This window comes from Clostridium hydrogeniformans DSM 21757 (genome assembly GCF_000686705.1).
Taxonomy (GTDB): domain Bacteria; phylum Bacillota; class Clostridia; order Clostridiales; family Clostridiaceae; genus Clostridium_Z; species Clostridium_Z hydrogeniformans.
Genome location: NZ_KK366004.1, coordinates 695,799 through 715,359, shown reverse-complemented (window position 1 = coordinate 715,359; position 19,561 = coordinate 695,799). Strand labels below are relative to the sequence as shown.

Annotated in this window: 18 protein-coding genes; 1 reads left to right on the top strand and 17 read right to left on the bottom strand. The window is 30.6% G+C overall.

Features of this window, described 5'->3' with window-relative positions:
- Positions 1-21 precede the first annotated feature (21 nt).
- The 6 genes from rpsB to BR69_RS0116600 form a co-directional block, all read right to left on the bottom strand.
- Positions 22-723 carry a 30S ribosomal protein S2 gene (gene rpsB, locus BR69_RS0116625; RefSeq protein ID WP_027634210.1) on the bottom strand — a complete coding sequence of 234 codons (702 nt, stop codon included), beginning with the start codon at positions 721-723 and terminating at the stop codon, positions 22-24.
- A 274-nt stretch (positions 724-997) separates the two neighbouring features.
- A complete protein-coding gene (codY, locus tag BR69_RS0116620) occupies positions 998-1,774 on the bottom strand; it encodes a GTP-sensing pleiotropic transcriptional regulator CodY (RefSeq protein WP_027634209.1) in 777 nt (258 codons plus the stop codon).
- A gap of 238 nt (positions 1,775-2,012) precedes the next feature.
- Complete coding sequence (gene topA / locus BR69_RS0116615) at positions 2,013-4,112, bottom strand: type I DNA topoisomerase (RefSeq protein WP_027634208.1); 2,100 nt, start codon at positions 4,110-4,112, stop codon at positions 2,013-2,015.
- Between the two features lie 68 nt (positions 4,113-4,180).
- Complete coding sequence (dprA, locus tag BR69_RS0116610) at positions 4,181-5,266, bottom strand: DNA-processing protein DprA (RefSeq protein WP_034850033.1); 1,086 nt, start codon at positions 5,264-5,266, stop codon at positions 4,181-4,183.
- 79 nt (positions 5,267-5,345) lie between these two features.
- On the bottom strand, positions 5,346-6,875 hold the full coding sequence (locus BR69_RS0116605) for a YifB family Mg chelatase-like AAA ATPase (RefSeq protein ID WP_027634206.1): 1,530 nt from the start codon (positions 6,873-6,875) through the stop codon (positions 5,346-5,348).
- Positions 6,876-6,917: 42 nt separating this feature from the next.
- Positions 6,918-8,165: an MFS transporter gene (locus BR69_RS0116600; protein ID WP_027634205.1), complete on the bottom strand. Its 1,248-nt coding sequence runs from the start codon at positions 8,163-8,165 to the stop codon at positions 6,918-6,920.
- 118 nt (positions 8,166-8,283) lie between these two features.
- On the opposite strand from BR69_RS0116600, the gene BR69_RS0116595 reads away from it, so the two are divergent.
- Positions 8,284-8,652, top strand: coding sequence for a YraN family protein (locus BR69_RS0116595; RefSeq protein ID WP_027634204.1), 369 nt, complete (start codon positions 8,284-8,286; stop codon positions 8,650-8,652).
- Here the strand turns inward: BR69_RS0116595 and BR69_RS0116590 are convergent.
- The 11 genes from BR69_RS0116590 to smc form a co-directional block, all read right to left on the bottom strand.
- On the bottom strand, positions 8,649-9,464 hold the full coding sequence (locus BR69_RS0116590; RefSeq protein ID WP_027634203.1) for a ribonuclease HII: 816 nt from the start codon (positions 9,462-9,464) through the stop codon (positions 8,649-8,651). The genes BR69_RS0116595 and BR69_RS0116590 overlap by 4 nt on opposite strands.
- 16 nt (positions 9,465-9,480) lie before the next feature.
- Positions 9,481-10,323: a ribosome biogenesis GTPase YlqF gene (ylqF, locus tag BR69_RS0116585; protein ID WP_027634202.1), complete on the bottom strand. Its 843-nt coding sequence runs from the start codon at positions 10,321-10,323 to the stop codon at positions 9,481-9,483.
- 344 nt (positions 10,324-10,667) lie between these two features.
- Positions 10,668-11,018, bottom strand: coding sequence for a 50S ribosomal protein L19 (gene rplS / locus BR69_RS0116580; protein WP_027634201.1), 351 nt, complete (start codon positions 11,016-11,018; stop codon positions 10,668-10,670).
- A gap of 115 nt (positions 11,019-11,133) precedes the next feature.
- On the bottom strand, positions 11,134-11,844 hold the full coding sequence (gene trmD / locus BR69_RS0116575) for a tRNA (guanosine(37)-N1)-methyltransferase TrmD (RefSeq protein ID WP_027634200.1): 711 nt from the start codon (positions 11,842-11,844) through the stop codon (positions 11,134-11,136).
- Positions 11,834-12,334 carry a ribosome maturation factor RimM gene (rimM, locus tag BR69_RS0116570; RefSeq protein WP_027634199.1) on the bottom strand — a complete coding sequence of 167 codons (501 nt, stop codon included), beginning with the start codon at positions 12,332-12,334 and terminating at the stop codon, positions 11,834-11,836. The genes trmD and rimM overlap by 11 nt, the downstream gene beginning before the upstream one ends.
- Positions 12,335-12,573: 239 nt before the next feature.
- Positions 12,574-12,804 (bottom strand): KH domain-containing protein, encoded by a 231-nt coding sequence (locus BR69_RS0116565; RefSeq protein WP_027634198.1) that lies wholly within the window; start codon positions 12,802-12,804, stop codon positions 12,574-12,576.
- A 64-nt stretch (positions 12,805-12,868) separates the two neighbouring features.
- Positions 12,869-13,108 carry a 30S ribosomal protein S16 gene (rpsP, locus tag BR69_RS0116560; RefSeq protein WP_027634197.1) on the bottom strand — a complete coding sequence of 80 codons (240 nt, stop codon included), beginning with the start codon at positions 13,106-13,108 and terminating at the stop codon, positions 12,869-12,871.
- A 34-nt stretch (positions 13,109-13,142) separates the two neighbouring features.
- Entirely contained in the window at positions 13,143-14,495 is a 1,353-nt protein-coding gene (gene ffh, locus BR69_RS0116555; RefSeq protein WP_027634196.1) for a signal recognition particle protein, read from the bottom strand.
- A 17-nt stretch (positions 14,496-14,512) separates the two neighbouring features.
- Entirely contained in the window at positions 14,513-14,860 is a 348-nt protein-coding gene (locus tag BR69_RS0116550; protein ID WP_027634195.1) for a putative DNA-binding protein, read from the bottom strand.
- A 75-nt stretch (positions 14,861-14,935) separates the two neighbouring features.
- Positions 14,936-15,847, bottom strand: a complete 912-nt coding sequence (gene ftsY / locus BR69_RS0116545) for a signal recognition particle-docking protein FtsY (protein WP_027634194.1) — start codon at positions 15,845-15,847, stop codon at positions 14,936-14,938.
- A gap of 17 nt (positions 15,848-15,864) precedes the next feature.
- Positions 15,865-19,422 (bottom strand): chromosome segregation protein SMC, encoded by a 3,558-nt coding sequence (gene smc / locus BR69_RS0116540; protein WP_027634193.1) that lies wholly within the window; start codon positions 19,420-19,422, stop codon positions 15,865-15,867.
- Between the last annotated feature and the right edge of the window lie 139 nt (positions 19,423-19,561).

Here is a 19,561-nt window from a genome sequence, read left to right as displayed (position 1 = left end):
CACCTACCTCTAAAGTTCTAATTATTCAGCTGAATCTTCGCCTTGTCTACCTTCCATGATAGCATCGCTCATCTTAGCAGTTATTAACTTAACCGCTCTTATAGCATCATCATTTCCTGGTATAACATAATCAACTTCTTCTGGATCACAGTTAGTATCAACTATAGCTACAACTGGTATTCCTAATATCTTAGCTTCAGATATAGCATTCTTTTCTTTTCTTGGATCTACTACAAATAAAGCACCTATGTTGTGTGAATCTAAGTTCTTTATTCCACCTAGGTTCTTTTCAAGCTTTTCCATTTCAAGCTTTAACTTTATTACTTCTTTCTTTGGAAGAACATCAAAAGTTCCATCTTCTTGCATCTTTTCGATATCTTCTAATCTCTTTATTCTTTTCTTTATAGTAGTGAAGTTAGTTAACATTCCACCTAACCATCTATTGTTTACAAAGTGCATTCCTGATCTTACTGCTTCTTCAGATATAGCTTCTTGAGCTTGCTTCTTTGTACCAACGAATAATACATCTTTACCTTCTGCTGCAACTTCTTTTATGAAGTCATAAGCTTCTTCTACTTTCTTAACAGTCTTTTGAAGGTCGATTATATATATTCCATTTCTCTCTGTGAATATGTATGGAGCCATTTTAGGGTTCCATCTTCTTGTTTGATGTCCGAAATGAACACCAGCTTCTAATAATTGTTTCATTGAAATTACTGACATATTTTTTCCCTCCTGGTTTTTCCTCCACCATACATTTATCTAATAAATAGCCCTTAGGCACCAGTTTAAATATCATATGGTGTGTGTATTTTTATTCCTTAGATAGTATATCATATGAAATAAATACTATCAATAAGTATTTTATATTTTTTGTAACTTTATACTTTATTTTAAATCTTATATAGCTTAAATCTATATTTTTTAATTAAATATATTATATGTACATATAAAAAAATTAAGGAGGATTCCAACTTCCCCCTTAACTTAAATATACCTATTTTATTTTATTTAACTCATCTAATAATTTTTCATTTAAAATTCTTATATGAGTTCCCTTCATTCCAAGGGATCTAGACTCAATGACTCCAGCACTTTCAAATTTTCTTAAAGCATTAACTATAACAGATCTAGTTATTCCAACCTTATCTGCTATCTTTGAAGCAACAAGTAAACCTTCAGTACCATCTAATTCATTGAAAATATGCTCTACAGCTTCAAGCTCAGAATAAGAAAGAGTTCCTATTGCAAGTTGAACCACAGCCTTCTTTCTTGCTTCCTCTTCTATTTGATCTTGTTTTGCTCTTAACATTTCAAGACCAACTATAGTTGCACTATATTCTACTATAACTAAATCTTCATCTGTAAAAGGCTCTCCAAATCTAGCTAATAATAATGTACCTATCCTCTCTCTATTTCCAATTATAGGTACTATTGTTGAAAGCTTTCCTGGTGCTTCACATTCCTCTTCTACATCAAATACACATTCACCCTTATTTGGAAGGTTAGGCATTGTATCATTAATATTTAGAAGCTTAGCATTGTAATCTTCTGGAAATCTTCCTTCTACTACAACATTATCTTTTACAACATCACATTCAAATCCGTTTGAAAAATTATGTCCTAATATTTTTCCTTTTCTGCTTATTATATAAACATTACAATTTAAAACATCACTTAATAACTTACAAATATCATCAAATACTACTGGTTCTGTACCAGACTTTTGTAATATCCTATTTAACATCCTTGTTTTATTCAATAATGTGGACATTTTTCTCCTCCTTGCTATTACAAATTTACTACTATTACTAAAATATTTATTTTAATACTTGCTATATGTGGAAGAATTACTTTTTTAATTCCGAATATTCTAAAAACATTAAATTTTTAGAATAGTTTCCAAACCACCTAGACTATGATAACATAATGATATTTCTATTTCAACCATATTTTTTTATTTTCGACATTTTACTTAAATACTATAAATAAAATTACCAATTTCTTGAGAACTAACCATTTTCCTTTTTATCCTTGTTTTCCTCTTCATACTCTTTGTTTTTACATTCACTATTTGCACACTCTAAATAGTTACCCTTAGACTTATTATATTTTTTAAGCATATATGTTCCGCATAAATTGCATTTTTTTGTAGATGGTTCTTGCCAACTTACAAAATTACACTCTGGATAATTAGAACAACCATAAAACTTTCTTCCTTTTTTACTTCTTTTAAGTAACACCTTTCCTCCACATACAGGACAAGGAGCCTCAACTTCTTCTACTATTGGTTTAGTATTCTTACAATCTGGATATCCAGGGCAAGCTAAAAACTCTCCATACCTTCCCCTTTTAATTACCATAAGCCTTCCACACTTATCACAAGGAACATCACTAACTTTATCCTCTATGGTTATTTTTGATATCTCTTTTTCTGCTATCTCAATACTTGTTTTTAAAGGAGTGAAGAATTCATCTACTACTTTAGACCAGGTTTCACTTCCTTCCTCTATATTGTCAAGCTTACCTTCCATTCCTGCTGTAAATTCTACATCTACTATTTGATTAAAGTACTCTTCCATAATATTATTTACTATCTGTCCAAGTTCCGTAGGTATTAGATTTTTCTTTTCTCTTTCTACATATTTTCTTTGTAATAATGTAGATATAGTAGGAACATAAGTACTTGGCCTTCCTATTCCCTTTTCTTCTAAAACCTTAACAAAACTCGCTTCTGTAAATCTTGCTGGTGGTTGAGTAAAATGTTGATTCCCATCAGCTTTATTAAGCTTTAATATTTCTCCATCTAAAAGTTCTGGAAGCTTGGTGCTTTCCTCTTCCTCTTCAGTTACATACTCATATACTTTCATAAATCCATCAAACTTAACAGTAGATCCACTAGCTCTAAAATTATATCTTCCATTTTCAACCTCTATTCCATAGGAATTAAGTTGTGCAGAAGCCATTTGGCTAGCAATAAACCTATTCCATATTAAGGAATATAATTTGTATTGCTCATCCTTTAAACTTTTCTTAGCAATCTCTGGAGTTATTTCAATATAACTTGGTCTTATAGCTTCATGAGCATCCTGTATATTCTTTTTTCCTTTATAAATCCTAGGTGTTTGTGGAACATAATCCTTTCCATAAGAGTTTTCAACAAAATCTAAGGCTGCATTTTGAGCATCCTGAGATACTCTAACAGAGTCAGTTCTCATATAAGTTATTAATCCTAGGGTTCCGTGTCCTTTAACCTCTATACCTTCATATAACTGTTGAGCCACGGACATTGTTCTCTTAGTTTGAAAATTAAGCTTTCTATAAGCCTCTTGTTGAAGAGTACTTGTGGTAAAAGGCGCCATTGGATTCTTATTCTTCACAGACTTTTTTATCTTACTTACCTTAAATTCTCCATTTTTAATTTCTTTTAGAATTGAGGTACTTTCCTCTTCATTATTAATCTCAGCTTTCTTTCCATCTATACTATGTAGCTTTACCTTAAATTTATTTTTTTCCTTTTGAAGAAGACAGTCAATAGTCCAGTACTCTTTTGGCTCAAACTTACTTATTTCATCTTCTCTGTCACATATTAAGTTAAGTGCTGCTGATTGAACTCTTCCTGCACTTAATCCCCATTTAACATTTTTCCATAAAATAGGACTTATTTCATAACCAACCAACCTATCTAATATTCTTCTAGCTTGCTGGGCGTCTACTAAATCCTTATTAATTTCTCTTGGGTTCTTTATAGAGTTTTGTACCGCATTTTTAGTTATTTCATTAAATTCTATCCTACATTTTTCAGCATCATCAATTTTTAAAACATTGGCCAAATGCCAAGATATAGCTTCACCCTCTCTATCAGGGTCAGTTGCCAAGTATATTCTTTCACTTTTCTTAGCTAACTTTCTAAGCTTATCTAAAAGATCTCCTTTTCCTCTTATTGTTATATATTTAGGATTATAATTTTCTTCTATATTAACTCCTAATTGGCTTTTAGGAAGATCTCTAACATGACCCATTGAAGCCTCAACAACAAAATTTTTCCCTAAATATTTACTTATGGTCTTTGCCTTTGCTGGAGATTCTACTATTACAAGTTTTTGTCCCATATGTTACTCCATAATATTAAATTTAATATGGAGAATTCACCCCCTGTATGTCTTAATTAATTATTCAATTAAATGGCTTTCACATAGAAATTTCCATTTAAAGCTAAAATTCTTTCTTCAAATTGCAATTCAAATAATAACTCATATAATACCTTTATGTCAATATTAGTTATTTTCACAATAGTATCAATATGCATAGGTTCATTCCTTATTATATTGTATATTCTCTCTTTTAATGTATTATTCTCTGCTTTATTATTTTCTTCCTTTAATTTATTAGAGTTTTTATTAATTTTAAGTAAACTTAAAACATCTTCTATTTCAGTGAATGGATAAGCACCATCCCTTATCAACTTATTACAGCCCTTGCTTAATTCCGAATAAACAGGTCCAGGTACTGCCATTACATCCTTTCCTTGCTTTAAAGCATGGGATGCAGTTATTAGGGTGCCACTTTTATTGCTTCCTTCTATTATAATTACTATATCTCCTAAGGCACTTATAAGCCTATTTCTTTGTGGAAAATTATAATTAATGGGAGGAGTACCTGGAAGAAATTCACTTAGTATTAATCCGTTTTTTTCTATATCTTTAAATAATCTTAAATTTTCCTTAGGATATACAATATCTATACCACATCCAAGAACAGCCAAAGTTTTACTCCTATTTTCTATGGATGTTAAGTGAGCTATAGTATCTATTCCCCTGGCACCTCCACTTACTGTATTAATATTATATGAACTTAACTCTTTAACAATATATTTTGTAACCTCTTTTCCATAAGTTGTGCAATTTCTTGCTCCAACTATTGATACCTTTTTATTTTTAAAAATATCTAAACTTCCCTTGTAAAAAATAATAAATGGTGGTTCTTCTATGTTATAAAACTCCTTAGGATAATCTTCTTCTCCATATAAAAGATACTTTAATTCCTCTTCTTTAATCCTTTGTGATATAGCATTAATATTTTCTTTATTAAAGCTTCTTATAAGCTCCTCCATTTCCTTTAAAGAAAGCATATTAAGCTTATAATTTACTATATTATATAATAATTCTTCCTTATCATTGTAAAGATCATATATATAGTTCTTCTTAGTATTGCTTATAGATGATGAAGCTATCCAAAGAACAGTATTAGTATTGGTTATATTCATACCCTATCCTCCTTTTTTATTTTTAAATTATATCCAATAATTTTTTATGTATACAAAAATAGACACCTATATTAGATGTCTAGATTATTTCTTCATTTATAAATTTTCTATATTGAATTGCTTCTATAATATGACCCTCTTTAATCGAATCACTATTATCTAAATCTGCAATAGTTCTAGATAGTTTTATTAACTTATCATATACCCTTGGACTTATATTGTACTTTAAATATATTTTATCTAGTATGTTTAAAGCCCCTTTGTTTATCTCTCCTAGATTACGTATATGCCTATGGTTCATTTCACTATTACAATATATATTTTCCTTTTTAAATCTTTCCCTCTGCTTCTTTCTAGCCTTCTCCACTCTTTTTCTAATTTCTTTAGAAGTTTCACCTAGGGACCCTCCTCCATTTAATTCTTCAATATTAACTGGAGGAACAAAAATAAACATATCTATCCTATCTAATAGGGGTCCTGATAGTTTTTTAATATATCTATTCTTCTCCCTTTCCGTACAAGAACATCTCTTATAGGGAGAATTTGATAGGGCCATACCACAAATGCAGGGATTCATTGATCCAATTAAAATAAAGCTTGCGGGGTACTCTACAGTTCCGCTTAATCTTGATACAGTTATGCTTCTTTCCTCTAAAGGTTGCCTTAGAACCTCTAATACATCTTTTTTAAATTCCAGTATCTCATCTAAATATAGTACCCCATTATGGGCTAAGGTTATCTCTCCAGGTCTTAAATCTCTTCCCCCACCAACTAAGGTTATATTAGATGTGGTATGGTGAGGCCTCCTAAAAGGTCTTTCCTTAACCAATCCATTATTTTTATTTAATATACCACAGACACTATATATTTTAGTAACCTCTAAGGATTCTTCATAACTTAATTCCGGCAATATACTAGGGATTCTATTAGCAAGCATTGATTTTCCTGTACCTGGTTCTCCATAAAGTATTACACTATGACCTCCAGCACAAGCTACTTCTAATGCTCTTTTTACACTTTCTTGTCCTATTACCTCTTGAAAATCCCCTAAGTTTCTTATGTTCACCTTATCCTCTTTTATAGAATAAGGCATAACATCTCTATAGGTTAAAAATCCTATAACTTCTTTTAAGTTTTCAAAAGCATATACTTTTGTATTTTTTATAATAGAACATTCTTTTACATTATCATAGGGTACAATAAAATTCTTAAACCCATTATTACTGGATTCAATTACTATAGGTAGAATTCCCTTTACTCCTCTTAACTCTCCATTTAAAGAAAGCTCTCCTAAGATTATAAATTCTTCTTCATTAAACCCTTGTATCTGCTCAGTTATTCTAAGTATAGCTAAGGCAATAGGAAGATCAAAATATGTTCCTTCTTTTTTAAGATTTCCTGGAGCCAAATTTACAATTATTCTTCCTAAAGGAAATTCAAATCCACTATTTATTATGGCACTTCTGACCCTCTCCTTTGACTCCTTTACAGTGGTATCTGGAAGTCCTACTATGGTAAAGGATGGAAGAGACCTTACTATATCTACCTCTACCCTAACCATTTCTCCTTCTATCCCTCTTATGGTGGCACTATTTAGATTAATAGCCATATAATCTCACCTCAATGTGATTATTGACATATAAATCTTATTTTATAATTCCTTATCCTTAGTTTTAAATAATATATTTATTAAAGTTATTAATAAAGCTGCAATAACTCCACTTAATACAAATGTTCCTTTTGGTCCTACACTATTAGATAAAGCGCCTGTAAACATACTACCAATAGGTGCTACTCCTGCAAATAGCATGCTATAAACACTCATAACACGTCCTCTATACTCATCCTTACTATTTAACTGGACCCTAGAATTAGCACTTGTTGAAAATGATACATTAAAAATTCCAATACAGGCCAAAAACAAGGATAAAGTATAATACTTAGTAGTTATGCCTATAATTATTAACAAAATAGAAACTATATACCCTATTATCTGTATTGACCTTTCCTTAGGCATAGAACTTTTCTTTGTGGCCATTCTTAAGGCTCCAATTAAAGAGCCTACTCCTAAGGAAGACATTAAAAATCCATACTCTTTACTAGTTAATCCTAGAACCTCAGTTGAAAAAATAGGTATTAAAACATTGTAATTAAAAGCAAAAATTCCTACTATGGTTATAAGAGCAAAGGTTCTTACTAAAATTTTATTATTTTTTATATAAATTAAACCTTCTTTTATATCCTTTATAACACTACCATTATTAACCTTACTTTTAGTTGCTACTATACCCTTTATACTATATATTCCAAAAATCACAGGAATAAAGGTAACTGCATTTATAAAGTAACAAGGAGCTATCCCAACATACCCTATTAAAAGTCCACCAATACCCGGTCCAAAAATCCTTGCTGCATTAAATATAGTGGAATTAAGGGCTATAGCATTCATAAGATTTGATTTTCCTACAAGTTCTATAACAAAAGAATGACGTGTTGGAAAATCAATGGAGTTTAAACATCCCACTAAAAAAGCTATAATCATTAAATGCCAATACTCTATGGTGTTAGTCCAAACTAGTATTCCCTGCAAAAATGCCATAATCATAAGACCAATTTGAGTAAAAATTAAAATATTACGTTTATTAAATCGATCTACTATTACTCCTGAAAACAAAGAAAATAACATAAGTGGTAAAAATTGAAGTGCATTTATGACACCTAAAAGAAATGCGGTATTTTCTGTAGTAATTTCTAAAACTAGCCAACTTTGAGTTGTGTTTTGTATCCAGGTGCCCACTAAAGAAACACACTGACCAAACCAGAAATATCTAAAATTTCTATGAGTCAGTGCTGGAAATTTATTTTTTACTACTTTTCTTAAACTTAAAGATATATTCATAAAATCCCAACCTTTGTTTTATTTTACTATTTAAATATAACATATATTTAAATATGTTTTTAAAGTTTTAAGAAAAAGTGATATGTAATAATCAAAATCTGTATTAATAGGAGGTATTATGAAAAATTTAAATAAATCCATAGGAAGTTATGGTGAGGATATAGCCTGTGACTTTTTAATTAAGGAAGGATATAAAATTCTTCAAAGAAATTTTTACTGCACAATAGGAGAAATAGATATAATAGCCTTTCATAATAATATCTTATGTTTTATTGAGGTAAAGACTAGATTCTCAACTAAATATGGATATCCTGTAGAAGCCATAACTAAATACAAATCCTTAAAACTCAAAAAACTAGCGGAATTTTATATAATAAAAAAAGGGCTTACCAAACACTTTGTAAGGTTTGATGCCCTTGAGGTATTTTTAAATACAAATGATGATAGGTGTAGGTTTAATCTTATTAAAAATATTTTAACCTTTTAATCCTCACATATGTTTCTTAAAAAACTTTTCCTATGTATTTTAGTTATTCCATATTCTTTTATACCATCTATATGCTTTTTAGTACCGTATCCTGAATTATTATTAAAATCATAATTTGGATAAACTTCATGGTACTTTTTCATAAGATTATCTCTATATACTTTTGCTATTATAGAGGCACAGGCTATAGATGCACTATGGGCATCTCCCTTTATTACCGATTTATTTCTTATGGTAAAATCCTTTATCATATATCCATCGGATAATACAATATCAGGCTTTGTATTTAAAGAATAACAAGCTTCCTTAAACACTTTATTATTACAATAAGCTATACCCTTTTCATCTATTTCTAAGTTAGAAGCTTCACTTATACTATAACTAATAGCTTTCTTTTTTATGATTTCACTAAGTTCCTCTCTTTTACGCTCTGATAAGGCCTTAGAATCATTTATATATAGTATTATATCATTTAGGTTCTTTAAATCTAAAACTACAGCTGCAGCTACTATAGGACCAGCTAAGGGTCCCCTACCTACCTCATCTACTCCTGCTAGAATTATATTTTCTCCAAATTGCCTATCAAAATCATATAGCTTTCTAACTCTAATATTTTCTTCTTTATATTTAGTATAACTTCTCTCTAATTTTCCTATAAGAGAAACTACATTTTTTCTTTTATCATTTCCTATAAGATTACCTAAGTATTTTAAATCTTCCTCTCTAAGAACACTAATATCTAAAGAATCTACTGCTAATTTTATATCTTTAAATTTAAGGTCTTCAAGAGTATTTATATTTAGTAAATCCATATGTATCCCCCTATCTTTAAGGTGTTTCTAGGGATATGTTTCCTATTTTCCCACCTCTAAATTCATCTAAAAGCATAACGGAAACCCTATTATAATCTATGGCTCCTCCACCCATTATAGCCCCTCTTTTTTTAGCAATAGCATCTAGAGTGTCTAATGGATTTTCATGTATATCTTGAATCTTATATCTTGTCTTTAAATTTTCTGGATACATATTTTGAAGTTTTTCTACAAGTTTTAATGCAAGCTCTTCCACATCCATTATTTCATCCTTTATGGCTCCTGTAAAAGCTAGACTTAAAGCTACTTCTTCATCCTCAAACTTAGGCCAAAGTATACCTGGGGTATCCATAAGCTCTATACCTATTTTAGTTTTTATCCACTGCTTATTTTTAGTTACTCCTGGTCTATCTCCAGTTTTAGCAATATTATTTTGAGCCATTTTATTTATAAAAGAAGATTTTCCCACATTAGGTATTCCAACTACCATAGCTCTCATTACTATATTTTTAAGTCCTTTAGATTTAAGTCTATCATGTTTCTCTTTTAAAAGTTCTTCCATCATAGGCTTAATATTCTTAAGGCCTTCTCCTTTTACACAATTAACCTCAATGGCTCTAATATCCTCTTTAGTTAATTCTCTTATCCACTTCTTTGTAGTATTTTTTTCACAAAGATCGCTCTTATTTAAAAGTATTATTCTTGGCTTACCCTTACATAATTCTTCTATTTCTGGGTTAGAGCTAGACTTTGGTATTCTAGCATCTCTTATCTCTATAACTACATCTACTAATTTTAAATTTTCTTTTATCTCTCTTCTGGTTTTAACCATATGCCCAGGGAACCAGTTAATAGCCATTAAAATCACCCTTTCTAAATCTCTTGTAATTTATATCCTAGTTCTAACTATAATCATGTTACTATACTATAGGGTTTTTACATAAACGCTTAACCTATTCATTAAAAATATCCTTGATTTATCTTTTCTTGGATATATGTATAAATTAAGTTTAAAACTTAAAACCCTATAATTAAGAATAACAGTGTATATAAATTTTTTCTTAGGGTAAATCCTTCTTATATTAAAGTTTACCTCACCCTAAAAATGTCTTCATCTATATATACCCTTACCTTAAATTCAATCAAGGTATTTATGTAAATAAAAGAGGGGCATTAACCCCTCTTTTAAATAATTATGTTCTATTATAATCTGATTAATTCCTTAACCTTAGCTGCCTTACCTACTCTATCTCTTAAGTAGAATAACTTAGCTCTTCTTACCTTACCTCTTCTTACTACTTCTAGTTTTTCAACTATTGGAGCATTTATTGGGAAAGTTCTTTCAACTCCAACACCGTAAGCTAATCTTCTTACTGTGAAAGTTTCTCTAACTCCACCATTTTGTCTCTTTATAACAGTTCCTTCGAACATTTGTGTTCTTTCTCTGTTTCCTTCTTTAACCTTAACGTATACTTTAACAGTATCTCCTACATTAAAGCTTGGTAAGTCATTTCTTAATTGTTCAGCTTCTATAGCTCTTATTAATTCGTTCATGTGCATTCCCTCCTTAAATAATCTTGACGTTCTTACAGTATAAGTACCATAGAGGACCGCCCGTACTAGCACAAAGTTTATTATATCATAGTTATATTTAAGAGTTCAATATATTTTATTCACTTTTCAGAAGTTTTTTGTCTTCCTTTGTAAGTAGAATTTTCTTATAAAGATCTGGTCTTCTATTCTTAGTTATTCTAAGAGACATAAGCCTTCTCCATTTTCTTATATTTTCATGATGACCAGAAAGTAAAACCTCTGGTACTCTTTCCCCTCTAAAAGTTTCAGGTCTTGTATATTGAGGATACTCTAATGTTCCATTATAATAGGATTCTTCCATGAAGCTATCTTCCTTTGATAATACCCCTGGAATAAGTCTTAAAATACTATCTATAACTGGTATACATGCCATTTCTCCCCCTGTAAGAACAAAATCTCCAAGAGAAATTTCCATATCTATGTACTTATACACCCTCTCATCAATGCCTTCATAATGTCCACATAAAAATATAAGTTCTTCTTCTTTACTTAATTCTTCTGCAAGTTTATGATTAAAGGTTTTTCCACGAGGCCCAAGAAAAATAACCTTGCCCTTATTTATTTTTTTAGTTTCCTCTATGGAAGAAACTATAGGCTGAGGAGTCATAACCATTCCAGCACCTCCTCCATAAGGATAATCATCTACCTTTTTGTGCTTATTCTCTGAATAGTCTCTTATATTACAAGTTTCTAAGGATATTATTCCCTTTTCCTTTGCTCTCCCTATTATGCTCTCATTAAAAATATTAAACATATCTGGAAAAAGAGTTAAGACATTAATCTTCATCTTGCCATTCTCCAACTGGTTTAATAACTATCTTCTTATTTTCAACGTCTATATCATATACTATTTCCTTAAGTACTGGAACTAAAACTTCCTTTTTACCATCTTTAACCCAATACACATCATTATAACCAGTTTTTATTATTTCCTTAACTTCTCCTATAAAAACTTCATTACTATCATAAACAGAGCACCCAATAATGTCTACTATAAAATGAGTATCTTTTGGAAGTCTTATTGCATCTTCTCTTCTTATATTTAAATATTTATTTCTAAGCTTTTCTGCATCATCCATGGACTCTATTCCTTCAAGTTTTAATATTGCCCTATCTGATTGAAGCTTACACCAAACAACCTTTACTTCTTTATCATCAATAAAAACAGTCTTTAATTTCTTAAATCTTTTTACATTGTCTGTTAAAGGAAAAACCTTTACTTCCCCTTTAACACCATGGGGTTTTGATATCTGTCCAATAGTCATAAATTCTTTCATAATATATCACCACCAAAATTTAGTTATTTTTATAACATTAAATATATCCTAAATAAAAAATATTTATTTAAAGATTACACTTGTATTTTATGTAAAATAAAACTACCTATGTTCCCTTATAATTTATTGATTTTATACTTCCTATACAATCAATAAATTATAAGAGAACATAGAATACTATATAAATTAATTATTTTATATAGATTAATTAAAAAGAGCTAGGCAAAACCTAACTCCTTCTAATTTAGTATTTCTACTACTACTCTTTTATTTTCCTTTATTGCTGCGGCTTTTACAACGGTTCTAATAGCTTTTGCTATTCTGCCTTGCTTTCCTATAACTTTGCCCATATCATCTTGAGAAACTTTAAGCTCTATTATAATAGATTGTTCTCCAGTGATTTCATTAACTTCAACTAAATCCGGGTTATCCACCAAGGATTTAGCGATAATTTCGACTAAGTTTTTCATTCAAAGCTTCTCACAAGATATCCTAAAACATCCTATGAGAATTCACCTCCTAACCAATACTGGATTAAACTCCAGCTCTACCGAAAAGCTTCTTTACGATATCTGTTGGTTGAGCTCCGTTTTCCATCCACTTCTTAGCCTTTTCGCTATCTATCTTTAGCTCTTGAGGCTCAGCAACAGGATTGTAATATCCTATTTCTTCTATGAATCTTCCGTCTCTTGGACTTCTTGAATCAGCAACAACTACTCTGTAGAAAGGAGCTTTCTTAGCACCCATTCTTCTTAATCTTATCTTTACTGCCATGTATTTCACCTCCTTTAAAACTTTAGTGTATTTATTACATGAAAGGAAGTTTGCCTAAAAATCCTTTTTTAGAATTCTTCTGCATGCCCTTCATTTGTTTCGTCATCTTCTTCATCTGCTCATAACTTTTTAAAAGTTTATTTACATCTTGAATAGTGGTACCTGAACCCTTTGCTATTCTTTTTCTTCTAGAACCTGAAGAAGAAATTAAATGTGGGTTACGTCTTTCCTTTATTGTCATGGAATTAATTATTGCCTCAGTTTTACCCATTTCCTTTTCCCCTTGGCTTAAATCAATTCCCTGAAGCTCTTTCCCTCCTACTCCTGGCATCATTTCTAAAATCTTGGTTAAAGGTCCAAGTTTCTTCATTTGAGCCATTGCTTGAAGGAAATCTTCGAAGTTAAATTCTTGATTTAACATTCTGGAACCAAGTTCCTTTGCTTCTTTTTCATCTATAGCTTGTTGGGCTTTTTCAATTAGAGATAAAACATCTCCCATTCCTAGTATTCTAGATGCCATTCTATCTGGATGGAAGACTTCAAGATCAGTCATCTTCTCTCCAACCCCTGCAAATTTTATAGGTTTATTAGTCATGGATCTTATGGAAAGGGCTGCTCCCCCTCTAGTATCACCATCAAGCTTTGTTAATACAACTCCTGAAATATCTAATGAGTCATTAAAGGTTTCAGCTACATTTACAGCATCTTGCCCTGTCATTGAATCAACTACAAGTAATATTTCATTAGGATCTATACCACTTTTTACATCCTTAAGTTCTTGCATAAGTTCTTCATCTATATGAAGTCTTCCTGCTGTATCCACTATAACTACATTAAGTCCATTGCTTTTTGCATGTTCTATTGAAGCCTTAGCAATGTCCACCGGACTTACTTTATCCCCCATAGAGAACACTGGAATATCTATTTGCTTTCCCACTGTTTGAAGTTGCTTTATAGCAGCTGGTCTATATATATCCCCTGCAACAAGTAATGGCTTTTTATTTCTCTTTCTAAGTGATAAAGCAAGTTTTCCTGCCATGGTAGTCTTACCAGCACCTTGAAGTCCTACAAGCATTATAACTGTAAGTCCTTTATCATCAAAATTTATCTTGCTTTCACTATTTCCCATAAGAGCTGTAAGCTCATCATTAACTATCTTAACCACCTGTTGTCCTGGTGTCAAACTCTCAAGTACTTCGCTTCCTGAACACTTCTCACTAACAGATTTTATAAAGCTTTTAACTACCTTGTAGTTAACATCTGCCTCTAATAGAGCAAGCTTAACCTCTCTCATGGCTTCTTTTACGTCTTTTTCTGTTAGCTTACCTTTGCCTTTTAACTTTTTAAGTGTATCTTGAAGTTTTGATGCTAATCCTTCAAAAGCCATGTTAAAACCTCCTACATTTAAATGGTTTCCTTGACAAGTTGCTCTATATTATAAATCTTCTTCTTTTGCTTTTCATCTACTATTTGGTGATCCAAACTATTAAGTTCCTTAAGTATTTCTTCTTTAGCTTTTTCTTGACTTAAGCTTTTTTCAAGAAGTCCTAACTTCTCTTCATAAGATAAAAGTTGTTTATAACATCTTTTAATTAAATCATGTATTGCTTGCCTACTGGTTTCATTTAACTCTGAGATTTCTTTTAATGATAAATCTTCGTTATAATAAAGCATCATAATGCTTTTTTGTTTATCTGTTAAAAGTTCTCCATAGAAGTCCATAAGCAAGGATATCTCTACTCTTTTTTCCATATCAATCACCTAACTTACAAAAGATATAATATCAAAACTCTAGAGCCCTGTCAAGTATTTTTACTTAACACTTTTTTAAAAAAGTGCCTCAACAAATTCTTCCTCATTAAATTTTTGTAGATCTTCTATTCCTTCTCCAACACCTATATATTTTACAGGTATATTAAGTTCCCTAACTATAGATATTACAACTCCACCTTTAGCTGTTCCATCAAGCTTTGTAAGAATTATTCCATCTATATCACAGACCTCTTTAAATTGCTTAGCTTGAATTACAGCATTTTGTCCTGTTGTTCCATCAAGTACTAGTAAAGTTTCTTTCTTAGACTCTTTAAATTCTCTATCTACTATTCTGTTGATTTTTGAAAGCTCATCCATAAGATTTTTCTTATTATGAAGTCTTCCTGCCGTATCACAAATTAAAATATCTACCTTTCTCGCTTTTGCAGCAGATATGGCATCAAATACAACTGCTGCTGGATCTGACCCCTCTTGATGTTTTATTAAGTCTACATTAGCCCTTTGGCTCCAAACCTCTAGTTGGTCTATAGCCGCTGCTCTAAAGGTATCCGCTGCAGCTAATAAAACTTTTTTACCTTGTTTTTTGTATTGAGCTGCTATTTTTCCTATGGATGTGGTTTTTCCAACCCCATTAACTCCTATAATCAAAATAGCTTTTTCTCCTTCATACTCTTCTACTTCCTTAGTTCCTTCTCTCATCATATCCCTTATAACTTTTTTAAGACAAGGTCTAACCTCTTCTACATCCTTTATTTTCTCTTCTCTTATTCTTTTTCTAAGTCTCTCTATAATTTCTACTGATGTATCCACCCCTATATCTGAGGTAATTAATATTTCTTCTAGCTCCTCATAAAGATCCTCATCAATAGTTACTGCTAAATTAAATACCTCATTCATTTTGTCTGTTAAGTTATCCCTTGTTTTTGAAAGTCCAGTTTTTAATTTTTCAAAAAATCCTCCAAACATGTTTTCTCCTCCTTCTATTAAGCACTTAGATCCACAGAAACCACCTTAGAAACACCTTTCTCCTCCATGGTTACTCCATAAAGGATATCACTTGCTTCCATGGTTCCTTTTCTATGGGTTATTACTATAAACTGTATATTTCCTGCAAATTGTTTTAAGAATTCTGCATATCTATTAACATTAGCATCATCAAGAGCTGCCTCTATCTCATCTAATATACAAAATGGTGTAGGCTTCATTTTTAGTATAGCAAATAATAAGGCAATGGCAGATAATACTTTCTCTCCACCAGACATAAGACTTATATTTTGAAGTTTCTTTCCTGGGGGCTGTACATTTATTTCTATATTAGCAGAAAGTTCATCTCCCTCTCCTAATATTAAATCTGCACTTCCTCCTTTAAATAATTCTCTAAAGGTTTCATTAAAATTCTCCTTAAGAATTTTAAAATTGCTATTAAAAACATCCTTCATCTTAGAAGTCATCTCACCTATTACACTAACAAGCTCTTCCTTAGCCTTATCTAAATCTTCTCTTTGAGTACTCATAAATTTATACTTTGTAGTTACTTCTTCATATTCTTCTATGGCTCCTAAATTAACTGTTCCAAGGGATGAGATTTTCCCTTTTAATCTCCCTATATTTCCTTTAAAATCTTCTAAGTCAACTACCTCTATACTTAAGTCTAAAGCCTCAGCTAAGGTTAAATTCATATCCTCGTTAAGTTTAGAATAAAGAGAGTTTTCTTCCACTTCATACTTAGCCTTTGTTATGCTCTTTTTGTTTATGGAATCCTCCAGTTTATTAAGATCTAAAGTTAAGCTTTCTATTTTATTATTATTTAACTTTATTTCTTCCTTAAGTTTAACCCTATTTGCTTCATAAGTTTCAAAATCACTTTTCATTCCTTGAATTTTTTTATTTAATTCTTCTATTAATTTTTTATTTTCTTCTATACTCCTTAGGCTTTCCTTCTTACTTAAAATATTTTTATCTATATCACTGTTTTTAAGCTCTTCCTTAAGAGTTAATTCCTTTATATCATTTTCTAACCTTCTTATTTCCTTAATTTCACTTCCTAAGGTTTCATCTATTTGTGCCTTTTTAACTTTAAGCTCTACTAAGTTTTCCTTATGTATTGTTAAATTTTCTTCTTTACTTAACAATTCTTTTTCTCTTAATTCCTTATTCCTTTTTATTGACTCTTCTTCTTCTTTTAATTTTACTATATTTTCTTTCTTAAGCTCTAATTCCTCATAACTTCTAGTAATTTTTTTACTTATAAGCTCTTTTTCCTTAAGAGAAACCTCTAAAGCTTCCTTTAACTTTGTATTTTCATTTACTATACTAGATATCTCTCCTTGGATTCTAGTAACTTCTATATTATTAAAGTGTACCTCATCCTTTAGATTTAAGCACTTATCATCTAAATTTTTAAAGCTATTTTTCTCAATAATAACTTTAGCATTTAAATCTCTTAAGTCTTTAGATATCTCATTTAACTCCTTCTCTATTCCCTCTATCTCTCTTTTTCTTCCTATTATATTTACATTTTTATTATATATACTTCCTCCAGTAAGGGCTCCTCCTGGATTTATAACCTCTCCTTGAAGGGTTACTATCTTATAAGAATAATCCGTATACTTTGCAAAATTTAAGGCTTCATCCATAGAATTACAAATTATAGTTCTACCTAATACATAATTTATAGCAGGTGTAAACTTTTCATCATAAGAAATAAGCTCACTTGCTATTCCTATATAGCCTTTTATTTTTTTTATATTGTCATTTAAATTTACTTTTCTACCCTTTATTATAGTTAATGGAAGAAAAGTGGCTCTACCTAAATTATTCTTTTTCAGGTGGTTTATTAGTATCTTCGCCTGAGATTCATTTTCTGTAATTATGTCAGAAATTCCTCCCCCTAGAGAAATTTCAATGGCAGTTTCATATTCTTTTTTAACCTTAATAATTTCTCCTAGAACATGACAATTTCCTTTCATATTAGGAATTCTTTCTTCACTAACCTCTTTCATAATAAGTTTTACAGCTCTTGCATATCCTTCATATTGCTTATGAAGGTTTCTAAGCATTTGGTGATTTGCCTCTAGCTTATTGAATTTTATATTTTTCTCTTTAAGAACTTTTTCATTTTGGTTTATAACACTTAAAAGCCTATTCATTTCTTTTCTACTACTTTTTATGTCTTCATTAATAGACTCTATTTTCTTTAAAAGCTCTTCTTTATTCCCATCTAACATATTCTTTGTAGTAATATTAATTTTTAAAGAGTTATTGGAGTTATCATAAGATGTTTCTAAAACTTTTAATTTACTGCTAAGGCTTTCTATATCCTTATTTAACATCTCTATTTTATTTTCTTCTGAGGCTATATCTCTTAAAGCCTTTATTTCCTTATCCCTTAAATCTATGGAGCCCCGTTCTATATCCTTAAGCCCCTTGTTATAATCTTGTATTGTCTTCTCTAAAGTTTCAATCTGTTCATTTATTAACTTCTGATTCTCTTTATCTATTAAGAGTTTTTCTTCATTTTCCTTCTTATTATCTATAAGACTCTTAACCTTATGTTTTTCTTCTTCAATTTCTTTATAGTTTTTCTCTATATTAAAATCTATATTTTTTATTCTTTCATTAAGAAGCTGAATTTCCCCTTCAAGTTCCTGGGACTTTTCCTTACTGCTATAATATATTACCTTATCTTCACTTGATTTTTTATCTTCATCTTCTAATGTATTTTCTAACTTTTCCGAAATACCTTTAAATTCGTTTCTTTCTTTTTCCTGCCCCTCTATAGTCTTATTTAACTCTTTTATCTCCTCATCTATTCCCTTAGCATTATTCTTAACCTTATCTATAGAATCCACTATTAAGGATATTTCTAAGGTCTTTAACTCCTCTGAAAGAGCTATAAATTTACCTGCTTTCTCATTTTCTATTCTAAGTGGCTCAATTCTCTCCTCATATGTACCTAAAATATCATTAATTCTTACTAAGTTTTGTTCTGTATTATTAAGTTTTTTCTCTGCTTCTTCTTTTCTTGTTTTAAATTTTACTATTCCTGCAGCCTCTTCAAGTAGTGCTCTTCTTTCCTCTGCCTTACCACTTAATATTGCATCTATTTTTCCTTGCCCTATAATAGAATACCCTTCCTTACCTATACCAGTATCCATAAAAAGTTCATGGATATCCTTAAGTCTACAAGAGGTGTTATTTATATAGTATTCACTTTCTCCTGATCTATATAACCTTCTTGATATGGTTACATCTGAATAATCAATAGGAAGCTCTCCTTCAGCATTATCTAAAGTCAAAGCCACCTGAGCAAGTCCTACTGGTTTTCTATATTGGGTTCCCGCAAAGATGACATCTTCCATCTTTCCTCCCCTAAGACTCTTTGCACTTTGCTCTCCTAGAACCCATCTAATAGCATCAGAAATATTACTTTTACCACTGCCGTTAGGTCCTACCACAGCAGTTACTCCTTGCTTAAAATCTAGCTCTATTTTATCTGCAAAGGACTTAAAACCTCTTATTTCTATGGACTTTAAAAACATATATTCACGTCTCCTTCTAACTTATCTAAATACCGTAGGTAATATAGATAATACAAACACCAAAATCATAAAAATCACTAATCCCTTAGTTATTTTTTCTCTTGTCTTCGCTCTCAAATTAAACACTCCTTTATTTTTT

Bases quoted from the DNA above. Each gene is read 5' to 3' on its own strand.
- rpsB (WP_027634210.1), bottom strand. From the start codon at position 723: ATGTCAGTAATTTCAATGAAACAATTATTAGAAGCTGGTGTTCATTTC.
- codY (WP_027634209.1), bottom strand. From the start codon at position 1,774: ATGTCCACATTATTGAATAAAACAAGGATGTTAAATAGGATATTACAA.
- topA (WP_027634208.1), bottom strand. From the start codon at position 4,112: ATGGGACAAAAACTTGTAATAGTAGAATCTCCAGCAAAGGCAAAGACC.
- dprA (WP_034850033.1), bottom strand. From the start codon at position 5,266: ATGAATATAACCAATACTAATACTGTTCTTTGGATAGCTTCATCATCT.
- BR69_RS0116605 (WP_027634206.1), bottom strand. From the start codon at position 6,875: ATGGCTATTAATCTAAATAGTGCCACCATAAGAGGGATAGAAGGAGAA.
- BR69_RS0116600 (WP_027634205.1), bottom strand. From the start codon at position 8,165: ATGAATATATCTTTAAGTTTAAGAAAAGTAGTAAAAAATAAATTTCCA.
- BR69_RS0116595 (WP_027634204.1), top strand. From the start codon at position 8,284: ATGAAAAATTTAAATAAATCCATAGGAAGTTATGGTGAGGATATAGCC.
- BR69_RS0116590 (WP_027634203.1), bottom strand. From the start codon at position 9,464: ATGGATTTACTAAATATAAATACTCTTGAAGACCTTAAATTTAAAGAT.
- ylqF (WP_027634202.1), bottom strand. From the start codon at position 10,323: ATGGCTATTAACTGGTTCCCTGGGCATATGGTTAAAACCAGAAGAGAG.
- rplS (WP_027634201.1), bottom strand. From the start codon at position 11,018: ATGAACGAATTAATAAGAGCTATAGAAGCTGAACAATTAAGAAATGAC.
- trmD (WP_027634200.1), bottom strand. From the start codon at position 11,844: ATGAAGATTAATGTCTTAACTCTTTTTCCAGATATGTTTAATATTTTT.
- rimM (WP_027634199.1), bottom strand. From the start codon at position 12,334: ATGAAAGAATTTATGACTATTGGACAGATATCAAAACCCCATGGTGTT.
- BR69_RS0116565 (WP_027634198.1), bottom strand. From the start codon at position 12,804: ATGAAAAACTTAGTCGAAATTATCGCTAAATCCTTGGTGGATAACCCG.
- rpsP (WP_027634197.1), bottom strand. From the start codon at position 13,108: ATGGCAGTAAAGATAAGATTAAGAAGAATGGGTGCTAAGAAAGCTCCT.
- ffh (WP_027634196.1), bottom strand. From the start codon at position 14,495: ATGGCTTTTGAAGGATTAGCATCAAAACTTCAAGATACACTTAAAAAG.
- BR69_RS0116550 (WP_027634195.1), bottom strand. From the start codon at position 14,860: ATGGAAAAAAGAGTAGAGATATCCTTGCTTATGGACTTCTATGGAGAA.
- ftsY (WP_027634194.1), bottom strand. From the start codon at position 15,847: ATGTTTGGAGGATTTTTTGAAAAATTAAAAACTGGACTTTCAAAAACA.
- smc (WP_027634193.1), bottom strand. From the start codon at position 19,422: ATGTTTTTAAAGTCCATAGAAATAAGAGGTTTTAAGTCCTTTGCAGAT.